This window comes from Oceanisphaera sp. (genome assembly GCF_048268965.1).
GTDB lineage: Bacteria > Pseudomonadota > Gammaproteobacteria > Enterobacterales > Aeromonadaceae > Oceanimonas.
In genome coordinates this window covers 111,670-131,025 of the sequence record NZ_JBLWUK010000004.1, presented here as the reverse complement: position 1 = coordinate 131,025, position 19,356 = coordinate 111,670, and the positions used below count along the sequence as shown (strand labels likewise).

21 protein-coding genes and 1 riboswitch are annotated in these 19,356 nt (G+C 56.4%); of the genes, 6 read left to right on the top strand and 15 right to left on the bottom strand.

The genetic code is table 11. The annotated features are described in order from the left end of the window. Window positions 1-19 precede the first annotated feature (19 nt). Together ACN0VL_RS03935 and ACN0VL_RS03930 are read right to left on the bottom strand one after the other, a co-directional pair. On the bottom strand, window positions 20-1,717 hold the full coding sequence (locus ACN0VL_RS03935) for an NAD-dependent malic enzyme (protein ID WP_417614822.1): 1,698 nt from the start codon (window positions 1,715-1,717) through the stop codon (window positions 20-22). Between the two features lie 112 nt (window positions 1,718-1,829). Continuing rightward, on the bottom strand, window positions 1,830-2,942 hold the full coding sequence (locus ACN0VL_RS03930; protein WP_417614821.1) for a GGDEF domain-containing protein: 1,113 nt from the start codon (window positions 2,940-2,942) through the stop codon (window positions 1,830-1,832). A 352-nt stretch (window positions 2,943-3,294) separates the two neighbouring features. On the opposite strand from ACN0VL_RS03930, the gene ACN0VL_RS03925 reads away from it, so the two are divergent. From ACN0VL_RS03925 to ACN0VL_RS03910, 4 genes are read left to right on the top strand one after another with little or no spacing between them, the layout of a single operon-like run. Next, window positions 3,295-3,648 (top strand): ArsC family reductase, encoded by a 354-nt coding sequence (locus ACN0VL_RS03925; RefSeq protein ID WP_417614820.1) that lies wholly within the window; start codon window positions 3,295-3,297, stop codon window positions 3,646-3,648. A gap of 2 nt (window positions 3,649-3,650) precedes the next feature. Further along, window positions 3,651-4,784, top strand: a complete 1,134-nt coding sequence (gene dapE, locus ACN0VL_RS03920) for a succinyl-diaminopimelate desuccinylase (protein WP_417614819.1) — start codon at window positions 3,651-3,653, stop codon at window positions 4,782-4,784. Next, entirely contained in the window at window positions 4,781-5,452 is a 672-nt protein-coding gene (locus tag ACN0VL_RS03915; RefSeq protein ID WP_417614818.1) for a M15 family metallopeptidase, read from the top strand. The genes dapE and ACN0VL_RS03915 overlap by 4 nt, the downstream gene beginning before the upstream one ends. Before the next feature lie 22 nt (window positions 5,453-5,474). After that, entirely contained in the window at window positions 5,475-5,720 is a 246-nt protein-coding gene (locus tag ACN0VL_RS03910) for a hypothetical protein (RefSeq protein WP_417614817.1), read from the top strand. 326 nt (window positions 5,721-6,046) lie between these two features. Here the strand turns inward: ACN0VL_RS03910 and ACN0VL_RS03905 are convergent, their stop codons facing one another. The 3 genes from ACN0VL_RS03905 to ACN0VL_RS03895 form a co-directional block, all read right to left on the bottom strand. Continuing rightward, complete coding sequence (locus ACN0VL_RS03905) at window positions 6,047-6,460, bottom strand: YkvA family protein (RefSeq protein ID WP_417614816.1); 414 nt, start codon at window positions 6,458-6,460, stop codon at window positions 6,047-6,049. Window positions 6,461-6,490: 30 nt separating this feature from the next. Then, window positions 6,491-7,612: an alanine dehydrogenase gene (gene ald / locus ACN0VL_RS03900; RefSeq protein ID WP_417614815.1), complete on the bottom strand. Its 1,122-nt coding sequence runs from the start codon at window positions 7,610-7,612 to the stop codon at window positions 6,491-6,493. A gap of 62 nt (window positions 7,613-7,674) precedes the next feature. Beyond that, the gene (locus ACN0VL_RS03895; RefSeq protein ID WP_417614848.1) at window positions 7,675-9,003 is read right to left on the bottom strand and encodes a glutamine synthetase family protein; all 1,329 of its coding nucleotides are present in this window, start codon (window positions 9,001-9,003) and stop codon (window positions 7,675-7,677) included. Window positions 9,004-9,206: 203 nt separating this feature from the next. Between ACN0VL_RS03895 and ACN0VL_RS03890 the strand changes: the two genes are divergently transcribed. Together ACN0VL_RS03890 and ACN0VL_RS03885 are read left to right on the top strand one after the other, a co-directional pair. After that, window positions 9,207-10,481, top strand: a complete 1,275-nt coding sequence (locus ACN0VL_RS03890) for an NAD(P)/FAD-dependent oxidoreductase (protein WP_417614814.1) — start codon at window positions 9,207-9,209, stop codon at window positions 10,479-10,481. 446 nt (window positions 10,482-10,927) lie between these two features. Next, window positions 10,928-11,188, top strand: coding sequence for a DUF1289 domain-containing protein (locus ACN0VL_RS03885; protein WP_417614813.1), 261 nt, complete (start codon window positions 10,928-10,930; stop codon window positions 11,186-11,188). On the opposite strand, the gene ACN0VL_RS03880 is transcribed toward ACN0VL_RS03885, so the two are convergent. From ACN0VL_RS03880 to ACN0VL_RS03835, 10 genes are all read right to left on the bottom strand, one after another. After that, window positions 11,185-12,054: an alpha/beta fold hydrolase gene (locus ACN0VL_RS03880; RefSeq protein ID WP_417614812.1), complete on the bottom strand. Its 870-nt coding sequence runs from the start codon at window positions 12,052-12,054 to the stop codon at window positions 11,185-11,187. The two genes, ACN0VL_RS03885 and ACN0VL_RS03880, sit on opposite strands and share 4 nt — an antisense overlap. A 3-nt stretch (window positions 12,055-12,057) precedes the next feature. After that, on the bottom strand, window positions 12,058-12,870 hold the full coding sequence (locus tag ACN0VL_RS03875) for a MetQ/NlpA family ABC transporter substrate-binding protein (protein WP_417614811.1): 813 nt from the start codon (window positions 12,868-12,870) through the stop codon (window positions 12,058-12,060). Between the two features lie 455 nt (window positions 12,871-13,325). Next, window positions 13,326-13,775: a molybdopterin synthase catalytic subunit MoaE gene (gene moaE / locus ACN0VL_RS03870; protein ID WP_417614810.1), complete on the bottom strand. Its 450-nt coding sequence runs from the start codon at window positions 13,773-13,775 to the stop codon at window positions 13,326-13,328. Window position 13,776: 1 nt separating this feature from the next. After that, window positions 13,777-14,025: a molybdopterin synthase sulfur carrier subunit gene (moaD, locus tag ACN0VL_RS03865; RefSeq protein WP_417614809.1), complete on the bottom strand. Its 249-nt coding sequence runs from the start codon at window positions 14,023-14,025 to the stop codon at window positions 13,777-13,779. Continuing rightward, window positions 14,022-14,495: a cyclic pyranopterin monophosphate synthase MoaC gene (gene moaC / locus ACN0VL_RS03860; RefSeq protein WP_417614808.1), complete on the bottom strand. Its 474-nt coding sequence runs from the start codon at window positions 14,493-14,495 to the stop codon at window positions 14,022-14,024. Before moaC ends, moaD begins: the two co-directional genes overlap by 4 nt. Beyond that, on the bottom strand, window positions 14,492-15,007 hold the full coding sequence (gene moaB, locus ACN0VL_RS03855) for a molybdenum cofactor biosynthesis protein B (RefSeq protein WP_417614807.1): 516 nt from the start codon (window positions 15,005-15,007) through the stop codon (window positions 14,492-14,494). Before moaB ends, moaC begins: the two co-directional genes overlap by 4 nt. Before the next feature lie 96 nt (window positions 15,008-15,103). Further along, entirely contained in the window at window positions 15,104-16,084 is a 981-nt protein-coding gene (gene moaA, locus ACN0VL_RS03850; RefSeq protein WP_417614806.1) for a GTP 3',8-cyclase MoaA, read from the bottom strand. After that, a riboswitch (molybdenum cofactor riboswitch) is annotated at window positions 16,072-16,210 on the bottom strand. Its footprint overlaps the gene before it by 13 nt. 324 nt (window positions 16,211-16,534) lie before the next feature. Continuing rightward, window positions 16,535-16,915, bottom strand: coding sequence for an Hpt domain-containing protein (locus tag ACN0VL_RS03845; RefSeq protein ID WP_417614805.1), 381 nt, complete (start codon window positions 16,913-16,915; stop codon window positions 16,535-16,537). Beyond that, window positions 16,908-18,287, bottom strand: a complete 1,380-nt coding sequence (locus ACN0VL_RS03840) for a sigma-54-dependent transcriptional regulator (protein ID WP_417614804.1) — start codon at window positions 18,285-18,287, stop codon at window positions 16,908-16,910. The genes ACN0VL_RS03845 and ACN0VL_RS03840 overlap by 8 nt, the downstream gene beginning before the upstream one ends. Before the next feature lie 265 nt (window positions 18,288-18,552). After that, complete coding sequence (locus tag ACN0VL_RS03835) at window positions 18,553-19,311, bottom strand: Nif3-like dinuclear metal center hexameric protein (protein ID WP_417614803.1); 759 nt, start codon at window positions 19,309-19,311, stop codon at window positions 18,553-18,555. Between the last annotated feature and the right edge of the window lie 45 nt (window positions 19,312-19,356).

Here is a 19,356-nt window from a genome sequence, read left to right as displayed (position 1 = left end):
CTAACGCCAGGAGTGGAATTTAGAAAGAAACGCGACGGTACTGCCGGTATTCGGGCTTCCAGAAGTTGGCTTCTATTGCTTCATCCAGTGCCGCATCGGAAATTTGCAGCGCCTGGCCCTGCAGCTGGGCGGTTTTGGCAACCATTTTGGCAATCTGGCGGCTCACTTCCTGAATGTCTTCCAATGGTGGCAGCAAGGCACCCTCACTGTCGGTGGCCATCGGAGAGCAGGCAGCCAGCGCGCGACTGGCCGACATCAGCATGGCGTCGGTTACTCGTTTGGCGCCACACGCCAACACCCCCAGGCCAATGCCGGGGAAGATGTAGGAGTTGTTGCACTGCACGATTTCATACAGCTTGCCCTTGTATTCAACCGGTGCAAACGGGCTGCCGGTAGCAACCAGTGCCTGGCCGTTGGTCCAGTTGATAATATCTTCTGGCGTGGCTTCTACCCGGGAGGTGGGGTTGGACAGCGGGAAGACAATCGGACGCTCACAATGGGCATGCATGGTCTGGATCACTTCCTTGGTAAACAGACCTGGCTGGCCGGATACCCCGATCAGGATGTCGGGCTTACCGTTTTGCATCACTTCCAGCAGCGAGATGTTCTCGTCGGCAGTCTGCCAGTCGCTGAGGTGATCGAGTGACTGGGCCAGCGGGCGCTGAAAATCAACCAGGTTGGGCATGTTGTCGGTGAGCAGACCAAAACGGTCGACCATGAACACGCGCTGGCGGGCTTTTTCATCGCTCAGGCCTTCGGCTTTCATCTGTGCCACGATTTGCTCGGCAATACCACAACCGGCTGATCCGGCCCCCAGGAAGGCCACTTTTTTCTCGGACAGCTTGCTGCCACTGGCCTGACAGGCTGCAATCAGCGAGCCCAGGGTCACGGCGGCGGTACCTTGAATGTCGTCGTTAAAGCAGCACAGCTCGTCTTTATAACGGTTGAGCACCGGCATGGCGTTTTTCTGTGCGAAGTCTTCAAACTGCAACAACACATTGGGCCAGCGACGCTTCACCGCCTGAATAAAGGCATCGACAAACTCTTCATATTCTTCGCCGGTTACCCGCGGGTTGCGCCAGCCCATGTACATGGGATCTTTCAGCAACTGTGGGTTATTGGTTCCCGCATCCAGTACCACAGGCAGGGTGTAGGCCGGAGAGATGCCACCACAGGCGGTATACAGAGACAGCTTGCCGATGGGAATGCCCATGCCGCCGATACCCTGGTCGCCCAGGCCCAGAATACGCTCGCCGTCGGTGACCACAATCACCTTGACGTTGCGTTTGGTGGCGTTTTGCAGAATGTCGTCAATACGATCACGATCCGGGTAGGAAATAAACAGGCCCCGTGCACGACGATAGATGTTGGAAAACTCTTCACAGGCCTTGCCGACGGTCGGGGTGTAGATGATGGGCATCATCAGGCTCAGGTGATTCTGTACCAAACGGTAGAACAAGGTTTCGTTGGTATCCTGAATGTTGCGCAGGTAAATGTGCTTGTCGAGATCGTTTTGAAAAGAAGTATATTGCTTGAATGCCCGCGATGCCTGCTCTTCAATGGTTTCGATATTGTGTGGCAACAAGCCGTCCAGGTTGAATGCAATCCGCTCATCCTTGGAAAAAGCGCCGCCTTTATTCAATAGCGGCGTTTCCAGCAGTACTGGTCCGGCAAAAGGGACATAGAGGGCACGTTTTTCATGATGCTCTTTGGGCATAAGACATCTCGCTTAAATTATTATCCCGCAGGGGGAGTGATGATTTGAGTAATAGGGGGCTCGCGGCCAGTATAAGCCAAGCCCTCCTATCAAACCACCACCGGCTCGGCCCTCAGTCGCTGGTTGCACCAGTTATCAAAGGCTCATGTGCTACTACGCAGTTCCGCCCCTGGCTTTTGGCCTCATACAGAGCCTTATCGACCTGCGACAACAACTCGGTCATATCACTGTCCCTGTGCCCCTCTACCACGCCGGCACTGATGGTCACCATGACTTCGCTGTCGTCCAGGGGGCTTTTCACCGGCTGTGACTCTACCGCCAGTCGTAATGTTTCGGCCTGGCGTACGCCCTGCTCCAGACGGGTACCCGGTAGCAGGATCATAAACTCCTCTCCCCCGTAACGTGCCACCATGGCCTCTGAGCCCAGAATATCTACCAGGGTCGTCGCCACACTCGCCAGTACCTCATCGCCCATCAGATGACCGTGCTGGTCATTAATGCGTTTGAACTTGTCCAGATCGAATAACATCAGGGTGTAGGGTTGCTCGTCGGTACTGGCGTGGCGCACCGCGGCCAGTTGCGGCATAAACAGGCGACGGTTCATCAAGCCGGTAAGGGGGTCCCGGGTCGACTCCCGATACAAGTCCATCAGCATGCGCAGCTGGCCGGTCTGTACCCACAACATGGCCAGACTGAAGCAGAGTAACAGCCACACGCGGTCAAACAGCGCCCCATTATCCAGGGTGTGCGAGTCCAGCCAGTAATCCGTGGCCAGCACCGCCACTATCACGGTTACCGCCACCCGCAGCCCGGAACGGATGGGCAAGGGCAATACCGCCAGCAACGCCAGCAAAAAGTAGGGAAACGCCACGTAACCTGCCGGCATGACGGCGACATCGCGAAAACTCCACAGGCTGACCAGGTTGAATGACAGCAAAATGAACAAGAGCGCAAACAACGACATCACCATCCAGTGGCGATTCAGCTTGCACAGATAGCTAAGGGGTAACAATGGCGTCAGCATCACGCCCGTCATGAGCCGAACTTTCCACAACAGCTTGAAATGAGCCGAGTCCAGCAGCCACCAGTCCATGGCCACCCAGCCGGGAATGCCGATAATGAGCAGGGTAACCAACCAACGAAAGCGAACGGCCACAAAACCAATGCGGATGAGCTTAAAATCCCGAGAGTGATGCTTATCACTCCAGTATTCTTTGAGTTCCAACCCATACCCCTTTTTAAATAGTGAAACGCCCCACTCGTATCCAGGCGCTTTGCTGACAGGACTGCCCGATAAAATAGTTTGCCCATGCGTCACCTGCACGGCACACACGCACTCGCCCGGATAACGGCGAGATACATGTTAAAAACGCCAAACAGTAACCAAAGAGCCTTGCGGGCGCCAGTGTATAATGCGGCCGACTAAAAATCATTGCCGAGGATGCGGTTTTGTTGATTGGCGCCGTGTGTTGCAGGGGCTGAGCTTAAATGACAAAATTCCCTGTATATTGAGGTCTGCTGAGCTGTCGAGGGACAGGCCAACGGACGCTAACCCCATGTATTTACAGGAACCTGCCTTGACCATCAAACTTTATGGCATTAAAAACTGCGATACCATCAAAAAAGCCCGCAAGTGGCTGGAGCAGCACGATATCGGTTATCAGTTTATCGATCACAGAGTCGACGGGCTTGATACCGCCAGGCTGCACCTTTGGCTCGACAAACTGGGGTGGGAGCAGCTGGTCAACAAACGCAGCACCACGTATCGCGCGCTGTCCGATACCGACAAGGCCAACCTGGGTGCCGACACGGCGGCGGCCTTGCTGGAGGCCAATCCCACGCTGATTAAACGGCCGCTGCTGGAGCAAAACGGCGAGTTTACTGTGGGCTTTAACGATGCCCTCTATTCCCGTGTATTGAATAAGGACTGAGCATGACCGACTCTGCCGTGCTGGATCTCGCTTGCGATCTGATCAACCGCGCGTCGGTGACACCCGACGATGCGGGGTGTCAGACGTTAATGGGCGAGCGACTGGCCGCCCTGGGCTTTAAGCTGGAAACCATGGTGTTTGAAGACACCACCAACCTGTGGGCCCGCCGAGGCAGCGACGGGCCCCTGTTCTGTTTTGCCGGGCACACCGATGTGGTGCCTCCGGGCCCACTGGATCAATGGCACACCCCGCCCTTTGAGGCCACGGCCATCAATGGCTATTTGCATGGCCGGGGGGCTGCAGACATGAAAGGCTCACTGGCGGCCATGGTAGTGGCCACCGAGCGATTTATTGCTCGACATCCGGATCACCGGGGCTCGATCGCCTTCTTGATCACCAGTGATGAAGAAGGGCCTTTTATCAACGGTACTACCCGCGTGATCGACACCCTGGAAGCCCGTAACGAAAAAATCACCTGGTGTCTGGTGGGCGAGCCCTCTTCCACCAATGAAGCCGGCGACGTGGTCAAGAACGGTCGCCGTGGCTCGCTGACCGGCGACCTTACCGTTAAGGGTATTCAGGGGCACGTGGCCTATCCGCATCTGGCGGACAACCCGGTGCACAAGGCAGCACCGGCACTGGCCGAGCTGGCCAATACGGTGTGGGACCAGGGTAACGACTTCTTTCCGCCTACCAGCTTTCAAATTGCCAACCTTCACGCCGGCACCGGAGCTTCCAATGTGATCCCGGGCGAGTTCAAGGTGCAGTTCAACTTTCGCTTCAGCACCGAGCTGGATGAAGACAAAATAAAAAGCCGCGTCCACAGCATACTCGACGCCCACGGCCTGAATTACCACATCGACTGGCTGCTTAACGGCCTGCCTTTTCTCACCGATAAAGGCGAACTGGTGCAGGCCACAGTGGCCGCGATCACGGCCGTGAAACACAAGGAACCCGAATTGCTGACCTCGGGTGGCACCTCGGATGGGCGTTTTATTGCACAAACCGGTGCTCAGGTGATTGAGTTGGGCCCGGTGAATGCCACCATTCACAAATTGAACGAATGCGTGAAAATTGCCGATCTCGAGCTGATCACCGATATGTATGAAGGTATTCTGGAGCGCTTGTTGGTATGAACCCGCTTTGCCTGCTGGGCTTGAATGACAGCCATCTGGTCGCCTTGAACGAGCCAGGCCACCGCCTGCAGGCCGAGGCCAGAGACGCCTTTATGGCGATGCAGGCCGCCGCCGCCGAGGCGGGTTTCAAGCTGATGCCAGCGTCCAGCTTTCGCAGCTTTGAGCGCCAGCTGGCCATCTGGAATGGCAAGTTTGAGGGGAAACGCCCGCTGCTGGATGCCAACAGCCAGCCTCTGGACACCCTGGCCTTAAGCGAGCCCGAGCGCATTAACGCCATTTTGCACTGGAGCGCCCTGCCCGGCACCAGCCGGCACCACTGGGGGACAGATCTGGATATTTACGACCCCGATTTGCTTCCCCCGGGTACCAGGTTGAAGCTTGAGCCCTGGGAATACCAGGCGGGGGGCTACTTCTACCCGCTCAGCCAATGGCTGGCGGCCAACATGGCCCGCTTTGACTTTTTTCTGCCGTTTGCTCACCAGGGAGACGGGGTGGCGGTTGAGCCCTGGCATCTGAGTTACCGCCCTCTGGCCACGGCTTGCGCCAGTCAGCTGACCTTGCCCCTCGTCGCCGAGGCGCTAAGGTTGCAGCAAATCGCAGGAAAAACGCATATCCTTAACCAACTGGACGAGATTTTTGTCCGTTTTATCAGGGTCTGTGAACCCTAGCCATTCTAATGAGGATTACACCATGAGCACCTGGCTCTGGATTGCTTTGCCCCTGCTGTTTCTTGTCGGGCTATTTGTCAGTGCGCTTAAAGACACCAAGCGGGTTGAACGTTCGGTAAAAAAAAATCGCGATAAAATGCAGTTGAAAGACTGGGATCAGGAAGAAAGAAAAGACAAGGCTAGAGAAGAAAAATGGGGGGTGCCACCGGCGCCTCCCGGCAGCTACCATGCCGATGAGGATAAAGATAACCACAAGAAAGAAGACTAAAGAAGCTGTCTTGCCCTGCGGACAGCTGTACGCATTAAGCCGTACGCTGTCAGTTAAAGAAGGCCGGCGGCTGTTAAGCAATATCTTGTAACTGATGTGGTGCTGTCGTCATTCCCGCGAAGGAACGTCATCCTCGCGTAGGCGGGGACGGGAATCCAGGGCCTGTGGCGCAGATCTGTCAGCCTGCGCTTCTCCTGCAAAGACACTGGACCCCCGCCTTCGCGAGGGTGACGAGAGAGGGAGCGAGGGTGACGAGAGAGGGAGCGAGGGTGACGAGAGAGGGAGCGCGGGATGACGACAGCACCACACCTATTATGCCAGACGGCTTAATGTTCTGTTTGTTGCGCTTGCCACTGGCTATAACGCGCCAGATCGGCACGCGCCAAATCCAGCGCCAGCTTGATCACCAGGGCATCATCCAGATAGCCCGCCAACGGTAAAAAGTCGGGCACCACGTCCACCGGCGACACAAAATACACCAGGGCAGCCACTATGGCGGCAATGACCTTCCAGGGGACGGCTGTATAGTGGCCCTTGCGGTAATCATTTAACAGACTCACCATCAGGCGCAGGTCTTGCCACCACCGAGCCAGGGAAGCCGGTGGCTGATCACCCAGCTTATTCAGCTTGTGCTCGCCCGTACTGGCCGCCTGTTCGAGGCGCGATGAGTCTACCGATTCCATATCGGCCAAAAAACGAGCGCCGCTTTGTTGTTGCTGTTTTTGACTCAGTACCATCATTGCCTCTTTACTGTGATAAAACAGGCCGGCTCACTCCGTCGTCAATACCTGTTCCAGTGGAGTATGATCCAGGTTATGTGCCTTGGCCACGGCCTGGCAAATGACCTGACCCTGATGCACATTCAGCCCTTGCGCCAGATGTGCGTCTTGTTGCAGCGCCTGTTGCCAGCCCATATTGGCCAGAGCCTTGATAAAGGGCAGCGTTGCATTGGTGAGGGCAAAAGTTGACGTATAGGCCACGGCGCCCGGCATGTTGGCCACACAGTAATGCACAATACCGTCCACTTCGAAGGTGGGGTCCTGGTGGGTGGTGGGATGGCTAGTTTCAAAACAGCCCCCCTGGTCGATGGCCACATCCACCAGCACGGCCCCCTTGGGCATGAGCTGCAACATGTCTCGCGTCACCAGTTTGGGGGCGGCGGCGCCGGGGATTAAAACCGCACCAATGACCAGCTCGCTGCGAGCCAGCTCGACCTCGATATTGGCCGTCGTGGAATACAGGGTTTTCAGCCTGGGGCCGTACAGCCCGTCCAGTTCGGTGAGTCGCGCCAGCGATGTGTCCACCAGGGTAACATCCGCCCCCAGCCCCATCGCCATGCGCGCAGCATTAATGCCTACTACGCCCCCGCCCAGGATCAGCACCCGGGCAGGCAGCACCCCGGGCACGCCGCCCAGCAGTACGCCTCGCCCGCCCTGGGCTTTCTCCAGGCAATGGGCACCGGCTTGTATCGCCATGCGCCCCGCTACCTCGCTCATGGGGGACAGTAAAGGCAAGCCCCCTTGATCATCTGTCACCGTCTCGTAGGCAATAGCCGTGCAACCCGAGGCCAGCAAGCCTTGGGTTTGCGCCAGATCCGGCGCCAGGTGCAGATAGGTAAACAGCAGTTGTCCCGGCCGCAACTGCCGATATTCCTCGGGCTGGGGTTCTTTCACCTTGATGATCATCTCGGCCCGGGCAAAGATGTCACTGGCATCCTTGACCAGCTCGGCTCCCGCGGCGGCATAATCGTCATCCAGCAGACCAATGGCAGTGCCGGCACCGGTTTGCACCATCACCTTGTGGCCATCGCGCACCAGCTCTTTAACGCCGCCCGGTGTCATGCCAACCCGATACTCATGATTCTTTATTTCTCGTGGAACCCCAATGTCCATATCTGCCTCTGAGTTAGATGGTTGATGACGTCAATCAGGGCCAACAGACCCTGAGGTTGCCGTTACACATTCAGCAGTAAAAACTCTCGCTCCCAGGCGCTGATCACGGTAAAGAATGCCTCGTATTCCTTGCGCTTCACCGAAATAAAGGCACTGACAAACTTGGGGCCCAGCAACTGGCACAGCTCGTCGCATTGCTCCAGTTCCAGCAAGGCTTCCTCCAGGCTGCGCGCCAGATTGAACGGCATGTTATAGGCACTGCCCTGCACCTGCTCAGTGGCGGCAATCTTGTTCATCATGCCCAGATAGCCACACGCCAGGCTGGCAGCCAAGGCCAGATAAGGGTTGGCATCGGCCCCGGCAAAGCGGTTTTCGATGCGTCGGTCGGCGGGGCCCGAGCGGGGCACTCGCAGGCCCACGGTACGGTTGTCTTCTGCCCATTCCATGTTGCGTGGCGCCACGTCGCCAAACGCCAGCCGACGATACGAGTTCACATTGGGCGCAAACAAGGCCACGGCACTGGGAATATATCGCTGCATGCCGCCGATATAGTGCAAGAACAGGTCGCTGTGGCTACCATCGGCATTGCTGAACAGGTTATTGCCTGCCTCGTCGACCAGGCTCTGGTGAATGTGCATGGCACTGCCCGGCTCGTTTTGCATCGGCTTGGCCATAAAGGTGGCATATACATTATGGCGCATGGCGGCTTCGCGCATGGTGCGCTTGAACAAAAATACCTGGTCGGCCAGGTCGAGGGCGTCACCATGAATGAAGTTGACTTCCATTTGTGCCGCACCCGACTCGTGGATCAGGGTGTCCACTTCCAGCCCCTGGGCCTCGCAAAAGTCGTACATGTCCTCGAAAATGGGATCAAATTCGTTAACCGCATCGATGCTGAACGACTGGCGTGCGGTTTCCGGGCGACCGTTACGCCCGATGGGCGGTTCTAGCGGATAGTCCCAGTCTTCATTTTTTTTAACCAGAAAAAACTCCAGTTCGGGGGCCACCACAGGCCGCCAGCCCTGAGCTTCATACAGTGCCAATATTTTGCGCAACACACTGCGCGGCGCCATTTCCACCGCCTGACCATGGGCATCAAAACAATCGTGGATCACCTGTGCCGTGGGTTCACTGGCCCAGGGCACCAGCCGCGGGGTACGGGTGTCGGCCTGCAATTCCATATCCCGTTCGGTCCAGTCGATATGTTCATCTTCGGGCCAGTCACCATTGACCGTTTGCAGAAAGATGTTTTCCGGCAGTCGCATACCGCCTTCTTTTAAGAATTTGCTGGCCGGTAATATCTTGCCTCTGGCATTGCCGGTAAAGTCGGGTAACAGACATTCCACCTCGGTAATGGCATGCTGCTCCATCCAGCCTTTCAGCCACTCCATATCGCGCTTTTGTGTACCATGTTTATTCATTGCTTATACCCACAATAAAAACAATTCCCTTGTCCTAGCTGGCCTGTTGACCGTGAGACGCGAAAGTTCGACAGACCTGGATAGGATGACCCATTCTGGCTTAATCTTTAACATAGCAAGAATGCACACTCATTCGCTACCGGCTCTTACTTTATCTACCACCTGGAATGGTTATGACCCAACACGCCCGTTCTTATTACGCCGCCTCTACTAATCTGGACTTGCGCTATCCCGCTCTTGAGCAAGATCTGGATGTGGATGTCTGCATTGTCGGTGCCGGCATTACCGGCGCCTCGGCGGCCTTGTCGCTGGCAGAGAAAGGCTACAAGGTCGTGGTGCTGGAGGCCAACCAGGTGGGCTGGGGGGCATCGGGTCGCAGTGGCGGGCAAATGATCTTCGGCTACGCCTGCGAGCAGGAAACTCTGACCCGCCTGATGGGTCCCAGAGCCAGCCAGACGCTATGGCAGACGTCCCTTGCCGCCATGAACCTGATGCGCATGCGCATCGAGAAGCATCACATTCACTGCGACCTGGTCGATGGTCACTTGCATGCCGCCATGAAGCCGCGGCACATGACGGAGCTGGCCGGCTGGAAGCGATCCCTTGAAAAGGAGTTTGGCTACGGTTCATTACAGCTGTGGGATCAAGCCAGACTGCGCCAGCAATTAGCCAGTGATGCCTATCTGGGCGGCTTGTTTGACCCGAATAGCGGCCATGTGCATCCGCTCAACTATACCCTGGGGCTGGTGCAGGCCGCCGAGCAGGCCGGTGCCACCTTTTATGAGCACAGTGCCGTCACCCGTATCGAACAGGGTACCACTCCCCTGGCCCATACCGAACGCGGCCAGGTACGCTGCCGGCATTTATTGCTGTGCGGTAATGCCTACCTGAGCGGTGTTGCCCCGGATATCGAACGCAAGCTCATGCCGGTGGGTACCTATATTACCGCCACGGCCCCCCTGGGTGCCGAGCGGGCACAGGATCTCATTCGCAACAACATGGCCGTGGCCGACATTAACTTTGTGCTCGACTATTTTCGCCTCAGCGCCGATCACCGGCTGCTGTTCGGCGGCAGAGTCAGTTATTCGGGGCGAGAGCCACGGCACCTCGCCTCACTCATGGGGCAACGGCTGCGCCATATTTTTCCTCAACTGTATGACGTGGAACAGCAATACACCTGGGGAGGCTATGTGGGTATCACCATGAATCGCGCCCCTCATTTTGGCCGTCTGAATGGTAACGTCTATTTTGCCCAGGGCTTTTCCGGCCACGGCATTGCCCTGACCGGAATGGCAGGCAGCCTGATGGCCGAGACCATTGCCGGCTCGGCGGAGCGCTTCGACCTGTTCTGCAAAATCCCGCACCATGACTTTCCGGGCGGCCGCTTACTGCGCACCCCGGCCCTGGTACTGGCCATGACCTGGTACCGATTGCGGGATTGGCTGTAGACGGTAAAAAGGCCGAACAAAGCTGTCATACCAAACTGAGTAAGTAACTGGTCTATTTAGCTGCTCAGTAAAGGCCGTACGAAGGGTCTACTCCACCGACACGCTGCAAGCACCTCCCTGTGGCGCTCAAACACATGACATCCTTGTCATGTGATGGTCGGTGGAGTAGATCCCTTCATCCGCCCCCAGCTGCGGAGTTGCCTGTAGGTGCTATCTACAGACAACTCGGTGCTTGTGGAGAGGCAACAGAGATCGGCTCCCACGACCGTGAAATGACAGGGATGTCATTTCCCGAGCCCCCAGGGATGGGTTTATGGCGTGTCGGGGGAGGCTACCCAGTCGCCTCTGTACGCTCATTGGCTGCCTGCTAGGTTCCTGACTGATGCGGGGTGACTTGCCGAATACGGTGAAATATGCTCCATTTAGGGAAAGATGGAAGGAGCGATATGGAACAACTGGAGTTTTTTGACGTACCCAGCCCCTGCATTGGTGTGTGTCAGGTCAACAACAGGGGCTATTGCAAAGGCTGCTTTCGCAATCGCGACGAGCGGTTCAACTGGCTGCAGTTCAGCTCGGGACAGAAGCGGGAAGTGATCCGCCTGTGCCAGGATCGCAAACGCCGGGTACTGGCGGCGGCACGCAAAAAACAACTCGAGCTGGAACTGGGCGAGCAGGATGCACCACCACAAGACTCACTCCCGCTTTAAGCCTCTTTATCCGCCTGCAAGCGTTGGCTGATCCAGTCGGCAATCTGCCGTGCCGGCTCCGGTTCCAGATGCAGGTGGTGGCTGGCAGGCAGCGTATTGAACTCGAGGTCCGGCACCCTGTGCAGCAGATTTTCGATTAAGGGCCGCTCTTCCCCCTGCTCCGCCATGATCAACTTTACCGGCATGGACAAACGGCGTACGAAAGCCACGATTTGCGCCTCACACAAACGCACCAGTGACGGCTGGGTCAGGGCGATATCGCTGCGCCACACCCAGCCATCGGACGCCTGTTTCAAGCCCCGCTCCAGTAGCCAGGTGGCCGCTTCCCGACTCACCGGCCAGCGACTGTTGATGCGCGCCTGCAGTGCCTCTTCAAAACTGGCATAAGGCCGCAACGATCGTCGGCCCAGCCGTGCTCCTCGACGCAACGCCTTGCCCATCAGCTCGGGTAGCTGCTCGGCGGGATAATCCAGCGGGACCAGGCCATCCAGCAAGATCATTCGGCGTACCTGTTCAGGAAACGCCCCGGCAAACAAGGTGGCAATGCCGGCGCCCAGCGAGTGACCCAGCAAGACCACCTTGTCCAGCCCCAGGTGCTCGACCAGTGCCTGCACATCGGCTACGTTATCCCAAACATAATAGGGCTGACCGAGTGGCCGGTGATCGGACAAACCGTGGCCCGCCAAATCGAGCGCAATCAGCCGGATGTGTGGCAGATGATGCGCCAGCAACGTGAAGCTGGCGGCATTATCCAGCCAGCCGTGCAGGGCAATAACGGGATCCCCCTCGGGGTTGCCCCACTCCATGACGGCCAACTGGCGCCCATGCACGGAAAACTGCCAGTGTTTACAGGAAGGCGCTAACACGGCTTACTGCTCCCAGGACTCGGGATATTTATATCCCTCAAAACGTTTAACGGCATAGTCCTTGAAAGCATCCGAGTTATAGGCGGCCATCACATCCTGAACGAAGGGCTGCTCCTGATCTTCGCTGCGCACCACGACCCAGTTGATAAAGTCGTAACTGCGCTCCAGAAACAGGCCTTCACTGAATGCAATCCCGCTGGAGGCGGCATAGTTACCGTTGATCACCGCAAAGTCGACATCCTGGCGTGAACGCGGCAGCTGAGCTGCTTCCAGCGCCACCAGCTTGATGCCTTTGGGGTTGCCTGCAATATCAAACTCGCTCGCCTTCAGCGGGTCTATCTCGGGCTTCAATTCTATCCAGCCCAAATCGGCCAGCATTAACAATGCTCGCGCCTGATTGGTCGGGTCGTTGGGAATGGCCACCCTGCTGCCTGCCTTCACCTGCTCCAGCGAGTGTTGCTGGCCAGAGTACAACCCCATGGGGCCGGTAGGCACCTGGGTAATGGCGGTGAGATCGAGCTTGCGGTCTTTGCTGAAGCTGTCCAGATAGGGTTTGTGCTGAAAACAGTTAACGTCCAGAGAGCCTTCTGCCAACGCGATATTGGGCATGACATAGTCGGTAAACTCGACCAGTTTCACCTGATACCCCTGCTGCTCCAGGTAGGGTTTGATCGACTCGCTAACCATGTCGGCAAAGTCACCCACTGTGGTGCCAATAACAATTTCCTTCTTGTCTGCATCTGCGGCAAGCACAGACAGGGGAAAGGCCGCAACAGCCAGCGCCAGCAAAGGCAACTTGAGCAGGGTTCGACGCATAACAACTCCTTGAAATAGACGATAACAGCCCAACAGCTAAACGCGCAGTTTAGACATTTAGACGGCTATACTAACAAGAAGTCTGTTTGAGACCAAGTAAAGCTTTGAACGTAATACGGGAGTAAAGGAAGCAAGTGCCAGAACTCGGGACGACGGCAAGGACACTGGATCTCCGCCTTCGCGGAGATGACGGCACAAACACAGACAGTAGTCTGCAAAGGCTACTGGATCTCCGCCTTCGTGGAGATGACGACACAAACACAGACAGTAGTCTGCAAAGGCACTGGATCTCCGCCTTCGCGGAGATGACGACACAAACACAGACCCTAGTCTGCAAAGGCACTGGATCTCCGCCTTCGCGGAGATGACAGCACAGTCACGGCTCATAGACGGCGATAAGGCCGAGTTACGTCGGCCTTATCGCCGGTGGCTACGGCTGCCGGCCGTGCCTGGCGTTATTGTTCATCCCAGCTGCTGGCCGCCTGGGCGTCACTGTCTCTGGCTTCCACCCAGCGTGTTCCCTGTGGGGTTTGTTCCTTTTTCCAGAATGGCGCTCGGGTTTTCAGGTAATCCATAATGAACTGGCAGGCCGCAAAAGCCGCTTCACGGTGCTGGCTGGCCACGCCCACCAGCACAATCTGATCGCCCAACTCAAGCGCACCGATTCGATGGATAACCCGGCATTCCAGAAGTGACCAACGCTCATGAGCCTGATCGACAATTTGCTGCAGTGCCCGCTCCGTCATGCCCGGATAATGTTCCAGGGTCATGCCGCTGACGGCATCCCCCTGGTTCATGTCACGCACCTTGCCGACGAAGGTCACCACGGCACCCGTCTGGTGAGATTCACTGAGGGCACCATATTCGGTGGCCAAATCAAAGTCGTCGGTTTGCACCCGTATCATGTCAGCCTCCCGTTACCGGCGGAAAGAAAGCCACTTCATCTCCGGCCTTCACCGGCGCGTGCAGCGACACTATGTCGTGATTCACCGCAGCCAGCAAGGTCTGGCTACCCAGGGCGCGCGACCAGGGCTCACCGCGGGCCACCAGATGCTGGCGCAGTGCGTCCACGCTGGCGAAATCGCCGCTCAGCTCCAGGGTGTCCTGCCCGAGTTGCTCACGCACCCGGGCAAAAAAGACCACTTTTATCGTCATGCCGTAAAGTCTCCCGATTTGCCGCCCCGCTTTTCCAGCAGGCGGATGCCGTCGATGCGCATGTCTTTTTGGACCGCCTTGCACATGTCATAAATCGTCAGCGCCGCGACCGAGACTGCCGTTAGCGCCTCCATCTCGACCCCCGTCTGGCCCGAGAGCTTGCAGTAACTCTGAATGTGCACGCCCCCGCGCTCGGTGTCCGGCGTTAATTGCACTTCGACCTTGGACAGCGCCAACGGATGGCACAACGGGATCACATCGGCGGTTTTTTTCGCCGCCATAATGCCGGCGATGCGGGCGGTGGCAAACACGTCGCCCTTGTGATGCTGTCCGCTCAAGATAAGGGCCAGCGTCGGCTCGGCCATCAGCACCCAGGCTTCGGCTCTGGCTTCTCGTACCGTGACCGCCTTGGCGCTCACGTCTACCATGTTGGCCTCGCCCGAGGCATTAATGTGGGTTAATTCACTCATGCGCCCACCAGATGTTGTACGAAGTTACACGGCTTGTGGCGGGCATCGAGTTGCTCGGCCAGAATCCCCGTCCAACCGGTCCGGCAAGCACCGGTCGACCCAGGCAGACAAAAAATGGCCGTGCGGTTGGCCAGCCCGCCCAGGGCCCGACTCTGCACGGTTGACGTACCCAGCTCCTGATAAGTGATATGGCGAAACAGCTCGCCAAAGCCATCTATGTGGCTGTCAAACAGGGGGCCGATCGCCTCGGGAGTGGTATCGCGGCCGGTAAAGCCGGTACCGCCTGTGATCAGCACCACCTGCACCTCGGGGCTGGCTATCCAGCGGGATACCAGGGCGCGCAGCTGGTATTTGTCATCTTTAATAATGGCTTTTTCTGCCAGCTGATGGCCCGCTTCGGTCAGGGCGCCAACCAAGTACTGCCCCGAGCTGTCGGTCTCTTCAGTACGGGTGTCAGAAACGGTCAGCACCGCAATTTTCAACGGCACAAAAGCGCTCGCAACATGACTCATAACATTCCCTTTAAACGTTTACACAAAGATAATAACCCGCAGCACTCTGCCGCCCTGACAGGCGGTTTGAGCATTCAAGGTACGGGGAGTGTCTGCTTAACCACCGATAGACGCTAAATGTGGTGTCATGCCGGTGTGCCCTTCATGGAGGAAGTGAGTGGCCTTTTTATCGGCCAGCGCCTCTCTCAATCGTTGCTGCAGGGCACCCTGGTCGTGATCGTCAGCCAGCAAATCCCGCAAATCAACGCCATAGTCACCAAACAAGCACAAATGCAGCTTGCCCAACGACGACACCCGCAGCCGGTTGCAACTGGCACAAAAGTCTTTGGCATAGGGCATAATCAGGCCGATTTCACCTTGATAATCCGCATGCCAGAACACCTCGGCCGGTCCGTCGTTGTGGGCTCTGATCTTTTGCTGCCAGCCCTGTTGCAACAAGATTGCCTTGATAACGGCCCCCCGCACATGGTGACGCTGAAACAGCTCATCCATTTCGCCGGTTTGCATGAGCTCAATAAAGCGCAATTGAATGGGGTTGTCTTTGATCCAGGCCAGGAAACGATCAAGATCGCCGTCATTTAGACCGCGCATCAAGACGGCATTCACCTTGACCTGCTCGAATCCTGCCACAAAGGCGGCGTCGATCCCCGCCATCACCTCGTGAAAGCGATTCTGTCCGGTGATCTGGTGAAACATGTGCGGATCCAGGCTATCGACGCTGACGTTAATCGCCGTCAGACCGGCCTGACGCCAGTCGGCTGCATGTTTTGCCATCCGATAGCCATTGGTGGTCATGGCGACCTTTTGTATGCCCGGCGTGGCGGCCAGCGTTTCGATGATTTGCGTAAAGTCTTTGCGTAGCGAGGGCTCACCGCCAGTGATACGCACCTTGCTGGTTCCCATGGCGGCAAAGGCCCGGGCCAAACGGCGAATTTCATCCAGGGTGAGAAATGACTTGCGACCGTCCGGCCTGTAGCCATCCGGCAGACAATATTGACACTTGAAATTGCAGACGTCGGTAACCGACAGCCGCAAATACTGGAACTTGCGCGCGAACGCATCCTGTAATTCAAACATAAACACCTTTCCAAATTCGGGAGGCAGCGGCATTTCTCCCGCAACCCTTACAGCACTAGGCTGAGCGGTCTGGCAACCCTATTGATGTGCAACTTAGGTCTACCAGACTCGGAGTTTTTGACGTTTCTCGGTTTTCTGTCTACCACCTTAGGTACAAATGTAGCTTCAAATCAAGAACAATATCGAGCAACCTTGAATTATGCGAAGCGGCGGCCCTGCTTTTGCGTCCTGCATCTTAATTTGTCGCAAAACGCAGATGTGTGGCAATCTGCAACAGGCTTTTGGCGTTTATTTTACGTGTAACCCCTGTCTGCACTGGGTTTGTAAAGTTGGCACGATTATTTCATGTATAATGGCAGTTGTTTTTATCCCGTGCTCTCTTCAGCTTATGCTGAAGTTCGGCCAACCCTTTGGGTTGGCCATTTTTTTATCTATTATTCAGTCCGCTGTTTAGCCGGCCGTTTGTTCCAACCTTTCCTGTACCGCCACCAGGGTGGCAGCCAGAGCACTTTGCCAGGCCTGAAACTGCAGCCTGACGCTGACTGCGTCCTGTTGATGACAAGACTGCTCCAGCTTTTCACTCAAATACTGACAACGTAATGCCCCGTAGCTACCGCAAGCCGACTTCAGGCTGTGGCAACAGGACGCCATGAGCACCAGATCCTGATCATTGAAGGCCTGCTGCAACGCATCGCTCAGCTGCTGGCCATCGACAATAAACAGCCGTAGCAAACGCACCAGCACCTGCTCCCCCAGCTCTTTTTCCAGGCGCTGCAGCAGATGACCATCAAGCAGGGGCAGCTGCGCCTGCAAGGATTGCCAGTCAACCATGTGGAGTATCCCAACTTTGTAGTTTGCGATAGATAGTGGAAGGACTCACTTCCAGCAATGCCGCCGCCCGGGACACATTACCCTGACAATGACTAATGGCCCTTTCTATCGCCTGACGCTCCAGCACCGCCAACGGCACTATGGGAGCCGGCAAGGCATCGGTCACCAGTTCGGAGGTAGCCTGTTGAGACAGGGGTTGATCCAGCGGTGCCGGCAGCATATCCGGTTCTATCCACTCTCCCTGGTGCAAGACCACGGCGTTACGGATCACGTTTTGCAGCTGTCGCACGTTACCCGGCCAGTGGTAGGCTTGCAGCCGGTCTTTGGTTGACTCTGACAAGCCCACAAACGACTTGCCCTCTTCCCGGGAGGCCTGGCGTACCAGCGCGGTGGCGATACTGATCACATCGGCCCCTCGCTCCCGCAATGGCGGCAGGTGAATAGGAATAACATGCAGCCGGTAATACAAGTCCTCCCTAAAGCGCCCTTGTTCTACTTCCAGCAATGGCTCACGGTTGGTGGCACACACGATGCGCACGTCGACCTTGATTTGCTGAGAGCTGCCCACGGGCTGTATTTGTCCGCTTTGCAGAAACCGCAACAGCTTGCTTTGCAGCTCCAGATCCATTTCACAGATTTCATCCATGAACAGGGTGCCGCCATTGGCCCGGATCACGGCACCATCACGGTCTTGCAGTGCGCCGGTAAAGGCCCCCTTGATATGGCCAAACAATTCGCTTTCCATCAGCTCTTTGGGAATGGCGGCACAGTTGAGCGCGATAAAGGGCCCGTCACTGCAGCTGCTCAGCTGATGCAGGGCTTCGGCACAGACTTCTTTACCCGTGCCACTTTCACCGGTAACGAACACGGTCGCGCTGCTGGGGGCGGCGTTTTCAATCAATCGATATACCTTTTGCATCGGCAAGCTGGCACCGATGAACCCCTGAAATGGCTCTTTTTCAATATCGTGACGATAACGGTCTATCAGCTGATTCAGCTGGCGAAACTTCATGGTGTTATGCAAAGTGACTTTGAGTCGCTCAAGTTCAATCGGCTTGTTGATAAAGTCATGGGCCCCCAGGCGCATGGCTTCCACCGCCACATCGACCGAACCATGAGCCGTGATCACGATAGTGGTGATGTCATGCTGTTCGCGATGCAGCCACTGCAGGATGTCCATGCCGGGCATGTCGGGCAACATCAAGTCCAGCAACAAAATATCCGGGGGTTGCCGCCGAATATGCTCGAGTGCTTCCTGGCCATTGCTTACCACGGTCAACGACAGCGGTTCATCTTGAAGGTAGGCCTGGTATAGCGCAGCCAGGGAGGCAGTATCCTCTACCAATAAGACATTCAGCCTCTCATCTATCATTTATATTTCTCACCTTTAACCGTTAGGTTGGTCTTTTTGCGCTGTCGCACGAAAAAAACTTGCAACAAATTAACCCGATGTTAACATACATTCAACACTCGGTATGACTCATCTTGATGTTGTGACACTGCCCGTGATATTGCGTTTTTATTTTTTTTGTTAGCGTGAGTGACGACAACCTTTTTTAAGCCTTTGTGGCTGCTGCGAAACCAGGGTATTTATATACCCTGGTCTTTTTTTGTCGACAGTTAATTACCCGTCTCACTCAGGCCGGATTGTCGACATCAATAAAACTCACCGCCAATCCCTGCTCTTGAGCCAGCCACTCGCCCAGAGCCTTTACACCGTAGCGCTCGGTCGCATGATGGCCTGCCGCAAAAAAGTGTACACCGCACTCCCGGGCAACGTGTACGGTTTGCTCCGATACTTCACCACTGATAAATGCATCCATTCCCTGCTCCGCCGCCAGGTCGATATACCCCTGACCACCGCCGGTGCAAAAGCCCACGCGACGAATCAGCTCGGGCCCGGTATCGCCTACATGCAACACAGAGCGATCCAGTCGCTGCTGCAACCGCTCGCTCAGCTGCGCACCGCTAAGCGGGGTGTCCAATTCGCCCCACTGCGCCACCGACAGCGGGTTGCCCGCTTCAAGGGACGCCACGTTTTGGATGTCCAGCAAGGCGGCCAGCTGCGCGTTGTTACCCAGCTCGGGGGCAATATCGAGCGGCAGATGATAGGCATAAAGGTTGATATCGTGGGTCAACAAGGCTTTAAGCCGCCGGCGCTTCATGCCGCGCACCTGTTCGTTTTCTCCTTTCCAGAAATAACCGTGATGCACCAGTATGGCGTCGGCACCGGCCTGAATCGCCTGGTCAATCAGGGCCTGACTGGCTGTCACACCGGTGACGATTTTGCTAATCTCGGCTTTGCCTTCAACTTGCAGGCCATTCGGACAATAATCTTTAATTGCTGCAACATTGAGCTGCTTATTCAGCAGCCGTTCGAGTTCTAAATTATTCATGCTGACTCCATGGCGTGATTGAGCCCATTCTAAAACAAAAGGTTC